At 70.3% G+C, this 14,523-nt stretch carries 13 protein-coding genes; 7 read left to right on the forward strand and 6 right to left on the reverse strand.

The annotated features are described in order from the left end of the window. A partial coding sequence (locus tag Pph01_RS28065) for a hypothetical protein (protein WP_204076170.1) occupies nt 1-309 on the forward strand: 309 nt, incomplete at its 5' end. A 427-nt stretch (nt 310-736) separates the two neighbouring features. Here Pph01_RS28065 and Pph01_RS28070 read toward each other — a convergent pair. Together Pph01_RS28070 and Pph01_RS28075 are read right to left on the reverse strand one after the other, a co-directional pair. After that, the gene (locus Pph01_RS28070) at nt 737-4,468 is read right to left on the reverse strand and encodes a DUF4153 domain-containing protein (protein ID WP_204076171.1); all 3,732 of its coding nucleotides are present in this window, start codon (nt 4,466-4,468) and stop codon (nt 737-739) included. A gap of 25 nt (nt 4,469-4,493) precedes the next feature. Next, nucleotides 4,494-5,183, reverse strand: a complete 690-nt coding sequence (locus tag Pph01_RS28075; RefSeq protein ID WP_204076172.1) for a response regulator transcription factor — start codon at nt 5,181-5,183, stop codon at nt 4,494-4,496. Between the two features lie 143 nt (nt 5,184-5,326). On the opposite strand from Pph01_RS28075, the gene Pph01_RS28080 reads away from it, so the two are divergent. After that, complete coding sequence (locus tag Pph01_RS28080) at nt 5,327-5,920, forward strand: hemerythrin domain-containing protein (protein ID WP_239117065.1); 594 nt, start codon at nt 5,327-5,329, stop codon at nt 5,918-5,920. Here the strand turns inward: Pph01_RS28080 and Pph01_RS28085 are convergent. Beyond that, nucleotides 5,856-6,863 carry a winged helix-turn-helix transcriptional regulator gene (locus tag Pph01_RS28085; RefSeq protein WP_204076173.1) on the reverse strand — a complete coding sequence of 336 codons (1,008 nt, stop codon included), beginning with the start codon at nt 6,861-6,863 and terminating at the stop codon, nt 5,856-5,858. The genes Pph01_RS28080 and Pph01_RS28085 overlap by 65 nt on opposite strands. 316 nt (nt 6,864-7,179) lie before the next feature. Here Pph01_RS28085 and Pph01_RS28090 point away from each other — a divergent pair, with 316 nt between their 5' ends. Further along, a complete protein-coding gene (locus tag Pph01_RS28090) occupies nt 7,180-7,392 on the forward strand; it encodes a tail-anchor membrane protein (protein ID WP_204076327.1) in 213 nt (70 codons plus the stop codon). Between the two features lie 123 nt (nt 7,393-7,515). On the opposite strand, the gene Pph01_RS28095 is transcribed toward Pph01_RS28090, so the two are convergent. Then, entirely contained in the window at nt 7,516-7,836 is a 321-nt protein-coding gene (locus tag Pph01_RS28095; RefSeq protein ID WP_239117066.1) for a DUF3817 domain-containing protein, read from the reverse strand. Nucleotides 7,837-7,915: 79 nt separating this feature from the next. Continuing rightward, nucleotides 7,916-8,704: an SURF1 family protein gene (locus Pph01_RS28100; RefSeq protein WP_204076174.1), complete on the reverse strand. Its 789-nt coding sequence runs from the start codon at nt 8,702-8,704 to the stop codon at nt 7,916-7,918. A 196-nt stretch (nt 8,705-8,900) separates the two neighbouring features. Between Pph01_RS28100 and Pph01_RS28105 the strand changes: the two genes are divergently transcribed. Then, nucleotides 8,901-9,071: a hypothetical protein gene (locus Pph01_RS28105; protein WP_204076175.1), complete on the forward strand. Its 171-nt coding sequence runs from the start codon at nt 8,901-8,903 to the stop codon at nt 9,069-9,071. Nucleotides 9,072-9,213: 142 nt separating this feature from the next. Next, complete coding sequence (locus Pph01_RS28110) at nt 9,214-10,686, forward strand: flavin-containing monooxygenase (RefSeq protein ID WP_204076176.1); 1,473 nt, start codon at nt 9,214-9,216, stop codon at nt 10,684-10,686. Here the strand turns inward: Pph01_RS28110 and ggt are convergent. Next, nucleotides 10,658-12,475, reverse strand: a complete 1,818-nt coding sequence (gene ggt, locus Pph01_RS28115) for a gamma-glutamyltransferase (RefSeq protein ID WP_204076177.1) — start codon at nt 12,473-12,475, stop codon at nt 10,658-10,660. The two genes, Pph01_RS28110 and ggt, sit on opposite strands and share 29 nt — an antisense overlap. A gap of 167 nt (nt 12,476-12,642) precedes the next feature. Between ggt and Pph01_RS28120 the strand changes: the two genes are divergently transcribed. Both Pph01_RS28120 and Pph01_RS28125 read left to right on the forward strand, forming a co-directional pair. Continuing rightward, nucleotides 12,643-13,797, forward strand: a complete 1,155-nt coding sequence (locus Pph01_RS28120; protein ID WP_204076178.1) for a sensor histidine kinase — start codon at nt 12,643-12,645, stop codon at nt 13,795-13,797. Further along, nucleotides 13,794-14,456, forward strand: coding sequence for a response regulator transcription factor (locus Pph01_RS28125; protein WP_204076179.1), 663 nt, complete (start codon nt 13,794-13,796; stop codon nt 14,454-14,456). The genes Pph01_RS28120 and Pph01_RS28125 overlap by 4 nt, the downstream gene beginning before the upstream one ends. Nucleotides 14,457-14,523 lie beyond the last annotated feature (67 nt).

The following is a 14,523-nucleotide window of genomic DNA, read 5'->3' on the forward strand; positions in this document are numbered from 1 at the left end:
GCATCCCCACCGCCATCGGAACCCGCCTGGGCGTCAGCGTGGCCCGGAGCGTCCGACCCGGAGGAGGCCTCACGTGATGACTCGGCGTCCGAGGGTGACTCCCCCGACCCGGCGAAACGCAACACGGAAAACGGCAAACGGGCGGAGGCCCGGCGAGGGGTTCCCGATCCGGAAGGCGACATCCCTGAAGCGCCCGACGACTCCGAGCGCGCACTAGAGGAATCCTGGCGCGGAGAATTCAGGGGAGAAAACGGCACAGAGTCGTTCCGCGAAGAATCCGGCCGAGAAAACGACGAAGAATCCAGCTGATGGGAATCGAGCCCGAACAAGTCGAGGGCCGCGGTGCCATCGGACGGCCGTGACCCGCCCCTGGCCACCACCTCGGCCCACCACTCCGGGCCGCAGGGCCGCTGCACTGCCACACCCATACACCTCCTCGAACTGGTGTATGAATCATGGCATGCGGACCCGTCGATTCGCCATTATTTTCGAATCAGAATCTCACAGAATTGCGTCATAACATATCCGGACATTCGATCCATCTGTTTAGCGGTTTCCAACAAAGAAACCCAGGTGCCCCGCACTAGCCAATACAAATATCAATAAAAAGCCGGACATATAATCCGCGTCCCCACTGCCGGGCGACAACCGGAACGGCGCCTGCAGAGCTCAGCGAACTCCGGCAGGCGCCGTCCCTCAAGCTCCCTGAAGCCCGGCTCGCATGCGGACACGCGCCTCAGGAAGGCGCCAGCCGGGACACCCCTTCCGGACACGAGACGGCCGCCAGGGGCCGTTTGGCGAGCACGTCACGAGCCTGCGCCCTGGCCAGGTTCCACCCGTTCCAGGCGTCCGGCTCAGCCAGGTGGTTGACGGACACCACATCGCGAAGCACGCAGCTGCGAGTGGGCTCGGGCAAACGATCCAGAGTCGGTACGGCTTCCGCCCCCAGGTCACCCAGATAATCGTGGTCCAGCCGGTAGACGCCCCGGACCGTCAACTGGGTCTCGGCGACCCGGACGTCGGGATTCCAGACCGCGAACGCGAGCAAGCAGATCCCGGTGACCATGACGAGCGTGCGAGGCAACCACCGCAATCCCCGGTTCGAGAGCCATACGGCCCCCGCGACCAGAACCAGGACGAACACGGCGGCCAGCCACCAGATCGTCGCCCCGACCGAGGCGCGCAAGCGGGACCAGCCGTACGCGCCGGTGTAAAGACCGAGGCGGTGCAAGGCGGAGGCGAGGATGACAAGCGTGAACGCGCACAGCAGGCCCAGCAGCACAGCAAGCAGTCGCTGGTCCTTGCGGGCCTTCGGCCCGAACAGGCCCACCGCCGCCACGACGATCCCGAGCACGAAGACGCTGACGGTCACGAGCTCGAAGAAGCCCGATCTGGCGTACTCGGCATAGGTCAGCCCGGCCGTGGACAACACCCTGCGGTTGCCGCCGAACAACACGGTGATCTGTACCGCGACGAAGGACGCGAACAGCAGGTTGAGGCCCACGAGCGGGATGACCCAGACCGCACGGCTGACCGATATCCGCAGGTCGGGACCGTCGGTCTCGGCGGCCGGCCGGAGAGCCACGAGTACGGCCGCCGCCGCGCCCACCGCGAACACGAAGAACAGGAAGATCCGTGCCGGCAGACTCGACGCCCAGTCGGGGGCCTGGAGCACCTCGTCTGCGAACTTGGAGAAGACCGCGTCGGCGGAGACGAACAGCAGTCCGAAGACCAGAAGCAGCACGATCGTGATTCCGACGCTCGCCAGGAGCGGAACCACCCTCCTGTGCCTGACCAGCCGCTTCATCGGCGCTTCCAGGAACCAGGGCAGCGGAAAGACCGCGAGAACGACTGACAACCCCCCTCGCAGGGCACTGAGCCAGCCGGCTCCCGCGCCGGAGATTCCGAGTGCCGCGATGCAGAACGCCGCCAGCAGCAACGGCCAGACGAGCCAGTCCGCGTCGCGGAACAGTGCGACCGACACCAACGCGTACGCCATGATCCCGAATGCCACGGTCCACGGCGTGATGCGCTCACGATTCGTGCCGAGCAGCGCCGGGAACACGCCCGCTCCGAACGCGACCGCTGTGATCACCAGGCCCGACCCCGTCGCCGCGTACGGCAGGGCCAGAGCGGCTACGAGTCCGACGGCACCGGCTGCCAGGAGCAGCCACCGCGGCGCGTCAGGCAACGCCGGCCGCGGGAACAGCGGGGGTGGCACGTAAGCGGGCGGCGGCGCGTTACGAGCGCCACCCGGTGACGGCGGACCATAGCCGGGCGGCGGCGCGTTACGAACGCCACCCGGTGACTGCGGCCCTCCGCCAGGCGGCGGAACTTCACGTATGCCCGCCGGCGGACCGTATCCAGGAGGTGGTGGCCCGTGGTGGACTCCCCCGTACTGGTGCGGCCCGTAATGGGGCGGCGGGTAGGGCGCGCCTCCATACGGAGGCGGACCGTACGCGGCCGGCGTCGGGTGCGGGCCCTGTGCCGCCGCGGCCAGATCCGCGGACCTGTCGCCAACCGGCGCGGGTTCTCTCAGGTCAAGGCCCTTCGCCTTGGCATCCCCGCGCTGGGGACTTCCCGCCGCGGCGGCCCCACGCTCGACGCCTCCCGCCGTGGCGCCCCCACGCTGGGGACCTCCCGCCGCGGCATCCCCACGCTCGACGTTTCCTGCCTTGGAATCCGTCGTTCTAGGACCGGCCGACGCATCCGTCTGCTCGGCTGCTTCCGATCCGGCGTTCCTCTGCTCAGGACCGGCCGACGCATCCGACCGCTCGACTCTTTCCGGCTCGGCGCCCCTCGGCTCGGCGCCCCTCGGCTCGGCGCCCCTCGGCTCAGCGTCCTGCGGCTCAGCGCCACCCGACGGATCCGACCGCTCGATTCCCTCCGGCTCGGATACGCGCTCCGGCCCGGATCCGCCACCGGCGCCGATCGGCGCCGGAGCGGAGTCGGCCGCGTTCGCCTCCTTGCCCGCGGTGTCCCCTGCGACTTCCGCCGTACCCTTCTCCCCGCCCTGGACCTCGTCCGTCGATGCCCCCGGTATCCCATCCCTCATGTCTCCCCTTGCCCTTCCCGCGCGCCCGGTGGCTCCGGTCGCGTCCCGTCCCGCCGCCCCCGTCTCGGCAGTCGTCTGAAGCTCCCCCGTGAGCGCCCGTACCGTCAGACCGGTCTGCGCGACGGCCGCGACCGCGCGACCGCCGACGGGTGCTTGTGCCGGCCCCTCTGTCGGCGCAAGCGTCGGCCCAGGCCCGTGAACAGGTCCCGACACCGGTCCTGGCACAGGTCCCGGCACCGGTCTCGACACGGGTCCTGGCACAGGTCCCGGCACCTGTCTCGACACGGGTCCCCGGACAGATCCAGGTGCAGGGCCCGTCGATCCCTTCGTCCTGTTCGTGTCACCCGATTCCTGCACCCCCGAAGGCACGCCGACGAACCTCCCGGGAAGCGCGACGACCATGCGGCAACCCCAGCCGCCGCCCTGCCCGTCAGCTGCCGGATCCGCTGCCGAATCACCCGATTCCGGCTCGGCCGCGCGGATCGAACCCCCGTGAAGCTCGACGATCTCCCTGGTGATCGCGAGGCCCAGCCCCGCGCCTCCCGCGTCGGCCGCGCGTCCGGCGTCCAGCCGTGAGAACCGTTCGAAGATCCGCGTACGCTCCGCGTCCGGGATGCCCGGTCCCCGGTCGATGACGCTGATCTCCAGATCGGTCCCGGACGACCGCGCTTCGAGCCGTACCGTCTCGCCGGCTGGGCTGTGCCGTACGGCGTTGTCCAGCAGGTTCGCCAGAACCTGGGCGAGCAGCGCGGGGTCGGCGAGGACGGCAGTCCCGTGCGGCACGTCGCTGTCGACCCGCACCCCCTCCCGCGCGAGGGCGGCCTCGTTGGCGGCCTGCCGGCACAACGACGCGAGGTCGAGCACCTCGGCCTCCATCGGACGGGCTCCGGAGTCGAGCCGGGAGAGATCGAGCAACTGGGCGACCAGGCGCCCGAGACGCTGGGTCTGGGCCAGCGCCGTACCGAGCGTGTCGATGTCGGGCTCGGACACCCCGTCGACGACGTTCTCCAGGACGGCCTGCAACCCGGTGATCGGTGTCCGCAACTCGTGGCTGACGTTGGCCACCAGTTCGCGTCGCTGCCGGTCCACCTCGCCGAGGTCGGCGGCCATCGCGTTGAACGCCCTGGCGAGCTCTCCCACCTCGTCCCTCGACGTCGCCGACACCCGCATGCCGTACCTGCCCTTGGCGACCGTCTGCGCGGCGGCGGCCATCTCCCGCAGCGGCTTGGTCATCCCCATTGCGAGCAGCTGCACCATGATCAGCGCGAGCACGGCGGCGATCGCGATGCGCACCTCGCGCGACAGCCCGGCGTTGATCCCGACCTCGTTGACCACGAAGGCCGTCACCACGGCGAGCACGATCACGATGCCGAGCTTCACCTTGATCCGGCCGAGGAAATCGAGGGGCCGCATGCCCCACCTCCATCTCAGCGGGCGATCACGGACGCACGAGGGCGTAGCCGACGCCATGGACGGTACGGACGACGTCGGGGCCGAGCTTCCTCCGCAGCGCACGGACGTGGCTGTCCACGGTCCGCGTCGCGGCCCCCTCTGCGAACCCCCAGATGTCGGACAGCAGGCGCTCACGCTCGAACACCTGGCCCGGACGCTCGGCGAGCCGTCTGAGCAGGTCGAACTCGGTCCTGGTCAGCTGCGCCTCCTCGCCCCTGACGAAGACCCGCCGTTCGGCCGTGTCGATCTCCACCTCGCCCACCCGGATCACGGCGTCCTCATGGGCGAGCTGGCTGGCGCGCTCGACCCTGCGCAGCAGGGCGTCGATCCTGGCCACCAGCTCCCGCATGCTGAACGGCTTGGTCATGTAGTCGTCCGCGCCCACGCCGAGGCCGACGAGCACGTCGGTCTCCTCACCGAGCGCGGTCAGCATGAGGACCGGCACCGGGCGGGCCGCCTGCATCCGGCGGCAGACCTCGAGCCCGTTCAGTCCGGGCAGCAGCCGGTCGAGGACCACGACGTCGGGTTCCGCCTGGGCGTAGGCCGCGAGCGCCTCCTCCCCGTCGCCCGCGACGCGCACGTCGAAGCCCTCCGCGACCAGCCGGATCTGTACGGCTCTCGCGATCGTCTCGTCGTCCTCGACCACGAGGACGCGACGTTGTTGGGGGGTGGCCATGGCGACAGCGTAGGCCGACCCTGTGCACGGACTCCCTAGGGAAATGTGAAGATCCTGTGCAATCACCCCCACCCACCTCCGACAAAACGGATGGTTTCGGTCTCTAGTTACGGGTAGTCCGAATATGACCTGAAGGGGGCAGGATGGACCGTCAGACCAAACCCGAGCTGATGCACGAGAACGATGTCATCGACTTGCTGATCCACCAGCACGGGCTCATCAGGAATCTGTTCGACGAGGTCGCCCGGACCCAGGGAAGGGAACGCCAGGAGGCGTTCAGCCGTCTCGTCCGGCTGTTGGCCGTCCACGAGACCGCCGAGGAGGAGATCGTTCATCCATATGCGCGGCGGAAGCTGATCGGCGGGGACACGATCGTTGACAACCGTCTCCAGGAGGAGGAAGAGGCCAAGGAGATGCTCAGCCGCCTCGACGACATGGACGTGACGAAGCCGGAGTTCTCCCAGGAGCTGGAACGGCTCCGCGCGGCCGTCTTCGCCCACGCCGCCGCCGAGGAGCGCTACGAGTTCTCCGAGCTCAAGGCCGCGACCACGGAGGCCGAGCGCCGGGCGATGGCGGTGGGCGTCAAGGCCGCCGAGGCCGTCGCCCCCACCCACCCGCATCCCGGCACCGAGTCGGCGATGAAGAATCTGATGCTCGGCGGACCTGTCGCGATCATGGATCGTGCGCGCGACGTGATCCGCAAGGCGATGGGAAAGCCCGAGTCGGGCCAGAGCTGACCAATACGGCCGGCGAGCCGGCGGACCTCGCGTCCGTCCCGACCGGGGGCGGCGGGAATCGGACGTCGTGCCTGTGCAGGGGGCGGCCGCACACCGCACAGGCGAGGACGGGTGTGAGCGCGGCGCCACAGGGCCTGTGGGTGATGGTGAGCCCGGAGCCCGGCGGCGCCGCGAACTCCCCCTGTGCCCAGTGGACCAGGAACGCGACGACCTCGAAGAATGCCAGCCCCTTCTCAGTGAGCCGGTAGTCACCGTCCGCCTGACGCAGGACTCCCAGTTCGACGAACCGGCGGAGCCGGTCGGTCAGCACCGACGGCGCCGCCCCCAGTTCGGACTGGAACGCCACGAAGCGCCGCGTGCCCAGGAGTGCCGCCGCCAGGACCATCGTGCTCCAGCGGTCGCCGAGGATCTCCATCGAGTCGGGACGGTAGCCGAGCGCGTCGAGATCGGCGTCCGGCCGGGCCGTCCTGCGGCGGCGGCGCGGGAGTCCGATGCCGACGAAGGTGGCATGCGGCCCCCGGACCGTCTGGGTGTCCCGGGCGCTCATCGGCTCGCCGCACGCGCCGCACACGAGGTACGGCCTGGCCTCCCCGCCGCAGGACTCGTGGATCAGCGTGGGGCAGTCCCGGCGGGCCCATTCGCGTTCCCAGGAGTGGATCGCGACGATCAGCGGCCACACCCCGGACCCCCGGGCGGTGAGCCGGTATTCGTGCCGCGTGCGACCGTCCCGGTGGGCGACCGGCGTCAGCATGCCCGAGCCGACCAGGTCCTTCAGCCGGGAGGCGAGGACGGATTCGGAGATGGGCAGCGTGTCGCGCCAGCCCGCGAACGTCCTCACCTCGCGTACCAGGGCCCGCTGCAGGATCAGGAGCACCCACCGGTCGCCCAGAATCGCGAGAGCCTGCCCGATCACGCTCAGCCGGTGATTCGGGTCCTCTTCCATGGTTCGGGATCCTCTTTCCGGCCGGCGTTCTCCGTTCGACTCTCCGGTCGCCTGAGCGTCGCATCCGCGTTCGCCTCCGCGTGTGCCTCTGCGTTCGGCCCTGCGTGCGGCTCTGCGTTCGGCGGCCTTGACGCCCAGCCTGCCCCAGAGCGGGCCTTCGCGCGCAGATCCGCCGGGGCGGACTCTCCGGGAACAGACCCTGCGGCGACGGGACCCTGCGGGGGCGGGCCCGTCCGACGGCTGGAACTAGGACGCGGTCCCGGACGTTCTTGTTGCGACGCACTCCGGCAGCCGGGGGCTGCTGGACGCTCCGACAATGAAAGGCCCCACGATGTCGCCACTCGGCAAGTACTACGTAGGCGCGGCGATCGTGTCCGTGCTCGCCCTCTTCGTGCTTCCGCTGCCGTCGATCCTGGCCTGGCTGATCACGATCGTCGCCCTGGGCGCGCCGGTCGCGGCCTACTTCATGCTCGACGAATCGCAGCGCGCCCGGCTGCGGAGGGCCCGCCGCCGCGGCATCGGCCGCTGACCGGGCGAGAAACCGGCACTGACACCGGCACTGACACCGGCACCGGCGTCACGCGGCCGGCGCCCAGGAAGCACGGAAAACAACGCGCCCGCGGTCTCACGACCGCGGGCGAACAGTGATGCGTCAGGCCGTGGCGGCAGCAATCGTCTGGCGGACGCGCTCGGTGACGCTGCGCTCCAGGACGAACGACAGGAACGGGATCGTCCCCGCGAGCAACACGAGCAGCAGGTAGCCGATGGGCCACCGGACCTTGAGCCCGAGGTTGAGGGCGCCCACCAGATAGATCATGTAAAGGAACCCGTGGATCGGGCCGACGACGGCCACCATCGCACCGTCGTCGAAGCCGTATTTCACGACCATGCCGGCACAGAGCAAGAGCAGCATCACGCCGACGACGTACGCCATGACGCGATAGAACTTGAGCGCGGATTCCACGTCGATCATTACCTCTGCTGGGAAACGGTCCTCACACGATATCCGTGTCCCCCGCCGCTCCGTCCGGCGGTGTCACCCGGAGCGGCGGCTACGAGCCCTCGGCGACCGGAGCGGCGGACCTCCGGCCCTCCGTCCGCTCGTTCCGTACGGCGTCCCGCACGAAGTGGAACCACATGAAGACGGCGAACACCGCGAAGATCCACCACTGGGCCGCGTAGGCCAGGTTCCGCCACGAGAAGCCGATCCCCTCGGTCGGGGGCGGCACCGCCACCGCGCTCACGCCGGCGGGCGGGGCCGGGGAGGTCGCGACGACGAACCCGTCCCGCAGATGGGCGTCCGACCAGACGTTGACGAGCTCGGCCGTCGAGACCGTCGCCACCTGCCCGTCGGGGAGCGGGCCGCTCCGCTCCACCGCGTCGGTCTGCTCGGAGGGACGCAGCCGGCCTGTCACCGTCACCGGGCCCGGCGGCACGGCCGCCGCGGAATCGCCGGCCGACGGCACCCAGCCGCGGACGATCGGGATGGTCGTGCCGTCCGTCAGCCGCAACGGCGTCAGCAGCCAGAATCCCGCGCCTCTCGCGGCCCTGCCGCCGACGGCTTCCACGTCGGGGTGACGATCGGCGACGAGGAGCTGGCCGTGCGCGTCGAACGTCCCCGTGGCCGTCACCCGGCGGCTCGCGACCTCCCCGGTGACGTGCCTGCCCACGGTGGCGAGCTCCGTGACCGTCACCGGCGCGGGGTCGGGGGCGAGCTTGGGCTCGCCCGACGACTCGAAGACCCCGAGCTGCCATCGCCCCAGCAAGGTGAAGGAGATCAGCACCCCGATCACCAGCAGGTGCAGGGCCACCAGCCGGGGGGCGAACAGGGTACGGAGCATGACTCACACGCTATCCGCCGATGCGGCCGCCCTCGCACATGGAGGCCCCGCACCTCCCCGCCGGGCTCGTCGACCGTGCGCACGGAGGCCCCTTGCTTCCCCGCCGGGCCCGGCGATCGTCCGTCTCGGCCACATGCGAACGCAAATCCGACAATTCAGCATCCCGGGCGCCTCAAGTGTCGCTAGAGTTTCCGCCATGTCAGAACCTCAGATGGACCCGGCCGGGAACACACAGGCTTTCCGGGCCTTCGCGAACGATCAGGACCCCGAGGCGGCCCAGAAGGAGCCCTCGCGCCTGCCGATGTTGATCGCCGTGGGCGTGGCGGTCGTCGTGGTGCTCGCCGTGGTGATCTACTTCGTTAGCTGACATCCCTTGACTTGCCGCCGACGACCGCGCCCGTCGGCGGCTTGTTCGCGTTCGGCTGGATCTGGACCCGCCGGCCGCCGGTGACTAGTTTGGACGGTGAGTCGATCAACTGGACTCAGCCGCCCGCCGCCGGGGAGACCACATGCCGCATCCGGCCATCACGATCATCGGCTCGGGTTTCGCGGGCCTGTGCATGGCGATCAAGCTCAAAGAGGCCGGCTGGCACGACTTCGTGATCCTGGAGAAGGCGGACGACCTCGGCGGGACCTGGCGGGAGAACACCTACCCCGGGTGCGCCTGCGACGTCCCCTCGCCGCTCTACTCCTTCTCCTTCGCGCTCAACTCCGGCTGGTCGCGGCTGTTCTCCCCGCGCGAGGAGATCTGGGACTACCTCCGGGCCTGCGTCGACAGGTACGGCCTCGCCCCCCACCTGCGTTTCGGCAAGGCCGTCCGCATGCTGGAGTTCGACGACGACCGGCGGACATGGCGGGTTTCGACGGCCGACGGGGAGTCCTTCGAGACCAACGCCGTCGTGTCGGGCATCGGCGCCCTGCACATCCCGAGGCTCCCCGAGATCGCAGGACGCGAGCGGTTCGCCGGCCCGGCCTTCCACTCGAGCGAATGGGACCACTCCGTCGATCTGACCGGCAAGCGGGTGGCCGTCATCGGCACGGGGGCCTCGGCGATCCAGTTCGTTCCCGTCGTCGCGGAGCAGGCCGCCCGGCTCCACGTGTTCCAGCGCACGCCCCCGTGGGTCCAGCCCAAGCCCGACCTCGTCGTCTCCGACCGCATGCGGCGGGCGCTGCGCGTCCCCGGAGCGGCGAGAGCCGTACGGAACTCGATCTACTGGCTGCTCGAGACCCGCGCCCTGGGGTTCACGGTCGATCCCGCGCTGATGAAGGTCCAGCAGCGGGTGGCCGAGCGGCACCTGGCCCGCCAGGTGACCGATCCGGTGCTGCGCGCCAAGCTGACCCCCGACTACACGATCGGCTGCAAGCGCATCCTGCTGTCCAGCGACTACTATCCCGCCCTGACCAGGGACAACGTGGAGCTCGTCACAGACGGCGTCAAGGAGATCAAAGAGCGGTCGATCGTCGACGCCGCGGGCGTCGAGCGCGAGGTGGACGTGATCGTCTACGGCACCGGCTTCAAGGTCGTGGACGCCTTCGACGACCAGCGGATCGTCGGCAGGAACGGCCTGAAGATCCAGGACGCCTGGCGTAACGGGGTGGAGGCCTACCTCGGCGTCAGCACGGCCGGCTTCCCCAACCTGTTCTTCCTCCTGGGCCCCAACACCGGGCTCGGCCACACCTCGGTCGTGTTCATGATCGAGGCGCAGGTCCGGTACGTCATGGACTGCCTGCGCCTACTCTCCCGGACCGGAGCGCGGGCTCTGGACGTCCGGGAGGAGGCGCAGCGGGCCTACAACGAACGGCTCCAGCAGCGGCTCGACCGCCTCGTCTGGCACAGGGGCGGCTGCACGAGCTGGTATCTGGACGAGCACGGCAAGAACCGGGCGACCTGGCCGGGCTTCACCTTCGAGTACTGGGCGAGGACCCGGAAGGTGAAGCCCGAGGTCTACGAGCTCATCGGCCCTTCCCCGGCGAAGGACTGAGCACCAGCGCGCTGCCTCCTCCGCGCCTCGCCGGCTCGGCGACCGCCTGAATCTTGCCGTGGCCGAGGAACTCCAGTCCGGTCGCCGCACCGATCTCCCCCACCGGCGGGCCGGGGACCAGGGAGAACGTGTGGCCGAGCGCCGTGAGCTGCGGGCCGTACCGGTCGATGAAGGCCTGCTCGGCCTGCGTGGTCGGGGTGTTGCGCTGCGAGGCCCTCGGCGCGGCGATCGCCTGCGGCAGGGTCATCCCGAAGTCGAGCCGGTTGACGAGGATCTGCAGCACGGTCGTGATGATCGTCGCGCCGCCGGGCGAGCCCACGGCCAGCAGCGGCCTGTCGTCCTTCAGCACGATCGTGGGGGCCATCGACGAACGCGGCCGCTTGCCGGGCGCCGGGAGGTTCGGGTCGCCGGGCGCGGGGCCGAAGGTGAAGTCGGTCATCTCGTTGTTCAGCAGGATGCCGCGGCCCGGCACCACGATCCCGGCGCCGCCGGTCTGCTCGATCGTGATGTTGTAGGCGGCCACGTTCCCCCAGCGGTCGGCCGTGACGAGGTGGGTCGTCTCCGGCCCTTCGGCCTTGTCCGGAGCGGCGGCCGGACCCGCGGGCGCGGTGCCGGAGCAGCCCGAGTAGGAGCCGTCGGGCGAGCCGGGCAGGGCGGGGTTCGGCATGGCCGTCGTGCCGATGAGGCAGGCCCGCTCCTTGGCGAAGCCGTTGGACAACAGGCCGTCGAGCGGCACGTCCACGTACGCGGGGTCGCCCACGTAGGCGTTGCGGTCGGCGAAGGACAGGCGTGAGGCCTCGAGGTACTCGTGCAGCCCCACCCGGTGGCCGATGCTCGGGACCGCCTCGAGGATGTTCAGCGCCTCCGCGACGGTCGAGCCGCCGGACGAGGGGGGCGCCATGCCGTACACGTCGAGCCCCCGGTAGGAGATCTTCGTGGGCCGCCGTTCGAGCGCGCGGTACGCCGTGAGGTCGGACAACTCCATCAGCCCCTGCCTGACGACGCGCGTCGAGCCGGGGGTGACGGGCGGCTTCTTGACCGTCGCGACGATCTCCGCGCCGAGGCCTCCGCCGTACACCCAGGACGGGCCGCGCTTGGCCAGCTCGGTGTAGGTCCTGGCGAGGTCGGGGTTGCGGAAGACGGATCCGACCGGCGGCGGCTGGCCCCCGGGCAGGTAGAGGGCGGCCGTGGACGTGAAGTCGGCGAACCGCGCCGCGTTCTGCGCGGTCTGGTCGTAGAACGTCTGGTCGACGACGAAACCGTCCCTGGCCGTCTCGATCGCCGGGCGCAGCGCCTGGCCCAGGGACAGCGTGCCGAACCGGCGCAGCGCGAGATCCCACTGCGCGACGCTTCCGGGCACGCCGACGGAAAGTCCGCTGGTGACGGCGTCGGCGAAGGGGATGCCCTCGAAGACCGTGGAGGTCATCGCCTTCGGCGCGGTCTCTCTGCCGTCGATGGTGGTGACGCGCCTGGTCCGCGCGTCGTAGTAGACGATGAAGCCGCCTCCCGCGAGCCCGGCCGAGTACGGCTCGGTCACTCCCAGCGTCGCGGCCCCTGCGACGGCGGCGTCCATGGCGTTGCCGCCCTGCCTGAGCACGCCGAGCGCGGCCTTGCTGGCGTCCAGGTCGACGGTGGACACGGCTCCGCCGTACCCCTCGGCGACCGGCTTCTTGACGTCCCATGAGGTGGTCGTCCTCGGGGGAGGACGTTCCCCTTCGGCCTGGGCGGGCGGCGCCACCAGGCTGATCAGCACGGCCAGCCCCAGCGACGCGACGACTGCGCTCCTCATGTGCGACCTCCACGACGTGGGCGATCACTCCAGCATGACTGACGACGTCAGATACCGGATGGAAATGTCCGCATCCGGACGTGGGCCGCGACTACTCCTCCCGTCGTACGAGGCGGTGCCGCACCGGGAGGATGTGCTGGTCAACCGGATGGCCTAGCGTGCGTGGTGTGCGTTCCGAGTCCCCGTGGCCCCGATGGGCCGATCTCGTCCTGGCCGCCGTCGTCGGCGTGGTCCAGGTCGCCGGGACGATGGGCGCCCAGCACGTGCAGCTCTCGATCGCCGACCTGGGCCGCGTGCCGCTGGACTGGCGGGGATACGCGCTGCTGCTCGCCGGTCCCCTGGTGATCGCCGCCCGACGCCGCATACCCGTCGCCGCGTTGGTGATCGCGCTCGTCGCGACCTGCGTCTACCTCCTTTTCGACTTCTCCTACGGGCCGGTCTTCCTCAGTCTGGTCATCACCCTGTTCACCGCGGTGACGTCCGGCCACCGGCGGGCCGCGTGGCTGGGGGCGGGCGCCTTCTTCCTTTTCATTGTGGTGTACGCCGGCTGGCTCATCCCGAACCCCCGCGGCTGGTTCCACGACACGGCGTTCGCCGCGTTCCTGCTGCTCACGATGACCGGCTCGGAGTTCGTCCGGATCCGGCGGGAGCGCCTCGCCGAGCGCGAACGCGTGGCGCGGGAGGAGTCGAGGCGTCAGGCCAGCGAGGAGCGGCTGACCATGGCCCAGGAACTCCACGACGTGCTCGCGCACAACATCTCGCTGATCCACGTGCAGGCGGCCACCGCCCTGCACCTGCTCGACGACCATCCCGAGCAGGCGCGCACCGCGCTCACCACGATCAAGCAGGCGTCCAAGGACGTCCTCACCGAGATGCGTGGCGTGCTGAGCCTGCTCCGTGAGGGCGCTCCCCGATCCCCCACCGCCGGGATGGACCGGGTGCACGAGCTCGCCGAGCGCAGCGGCCTGCCGGTCGAGGTGGAGGTCAGCGGATCGGTCAGGCGGCTTCCCGCGGGAACCGACCGGGCCGGGTACCGGATCGTCCAGGAGTCGTTGACCAACGTCTCCCGGCACGCCCCCGGCGCCGGCGTGACCATCCGCCTCTCGTACGACCCCCGGGCGTTCCACATCGTCGTGGAGGACGACGGGGCTGGGGCGGCTCCGGCCATCTCCGGCCTCGGCAGCGGGAACGGCATCCCCGGCATGCGTGAGCGGGCCGCGGCGCTCGGCGGATCGCTGACCGCCGGACCGCTGCCCGGCGGAGGTTTCCGTGTGGAGGCCGTCCTTCCCCTGCCCGACGACCCGGCGATGGAGTCCATGTGATCAAAGTGCTGCTGGCGGACGACCAGGCCCTCGTGCGGGCCGGCTTCCGCGCCCTGCTGAACGCGCAGGAGGGCATGACCGTCGTCGGCGAGGCCCCCGACGGGGCGGAGGCCGTACGGCTGGCCCGGGAGTTGCGGCCCGACGTCGTGCTGATGGACATCCGAATGCCGGGCATGGACGGCCTCGCCGCGACCCGCCGCATCGGCGAGGACGCCGACCTCGACGCCACGAAGATCATCATGTTGACCACGTTCGAGCTGGACGAGTACGTCTTCGAGGCCCTTCGCGGCGGGGCGAGCGGCTTCCTGGTCAAGGACACCGAGCCCGCCGAGCTGATCCAGGCCGTCCGGGTGGTCGCGTCGGGCGACGCGCTGCTGTCCCCCGGCGTCACCCGCAGGCTCATCGCGGAGTACGCCTCCAAGGCGAAGGAACCGGGCGTCGGCGGCAACCTCGACGTTCTCACCGATCGGGAGCGGGAGGTCCTGTCGCTGGTCGGCACCGGCATGACCAACGACGAGGTCGCCGCCGCCCTGTACATGTCCCCCGCCACGGCCAAGACCCACGTCTCCCGGGCGATGACGAAGCTTCACGCCCGGGACCGGGCCCAACTGGTCGTCATCGCCTACGAGTCCGGCCTGGTCAAGCCCGGCTGGCTCTGATGCACGGGCGCCGGGTGAGCGAAGTGTTACTGGTCGCCCCCGGACCGCCACGTTACGTTGCGGGAAA

The organism is Planotetraspora phitsanulokensis (assembly GCF_016863295.1).
Classification (GTDB): Bacteria; Actinomycetota; Actinomycetes; order Streptosporangiales; family Streptosporangiaceae; genus Planotetraspora; species Planotetraspora phitsanulokensis.

Coding starts and splice junctions, on each gene's coding strand:
- Pph01_RS28110 (WP_204076176.1), top strand. CDS start 9,214: ATGCCGCATCCGGCCATCACGATCATCGGCTCGGGTTTCGCGGGCCTG.
- Pph01_RS28070 (WP_204076171.1), bottom strand. CDS start 4,468: ATGCGGCCCCTCGATTTCCTCGGCCGGATCAAGGTGAAGCTCGGCATC.
- Pph01_RS28100 (WP_204076174.1), bottom strand. CDS start 8,704: ATGCTCCGTACCCTGTTCGCCCCCCGGCTGGTGGCCCTGCACCTGCTG.
- Pph01_RS28075 (WP_204076172.1), bottom strand. CDS start 5,183: ATGGCCACCCCCCAACAACGTCGCGTCCTCGTGGTCGAGGACGACGAG.
- ggt (WP_204076177.1), bottom strand. CDS start 12,475: ATGAGGAGCGCAGTCGTCGCGTCGCTGGGGCTGGCCGTGCTGATCAGC.
- Pph01_RS28095 (WP_239117066.1), bottom strand. CDS start 7,836: ATGATCGACGTGGAATCCGCGCTCAAGTTCTATCGCGTCATGGCGTAC.
- Pph01_RS28090 (WP_204076327.1), top strand. CDS start 7,180: ATGAAAGGCCCCACGATGTCGCCACTCGGCAAGTACTACGTAGGCGCG.
- Pph01_RS28085 (WP_204076173.1), bottom strand. CDS start 6,863: ATGGAAGAGGACCCGAATCACCGGCTGAGCGTGATCGGGCAGGCTCTC.
- Pph01_RS28080 (WP_239117065.1), top strand. CDS start 5,327: ATGGACCGTCAGACCAAACCCGAGCTGATGCACGAGAACGATGTCATC.
- Pph01_RS28105 (WP_204076175.1), top strand. CDS start 8,901: ATGTCAGAACCTCAGATGGACCCGGCCGGGAACACACAGGCTTTCCGG.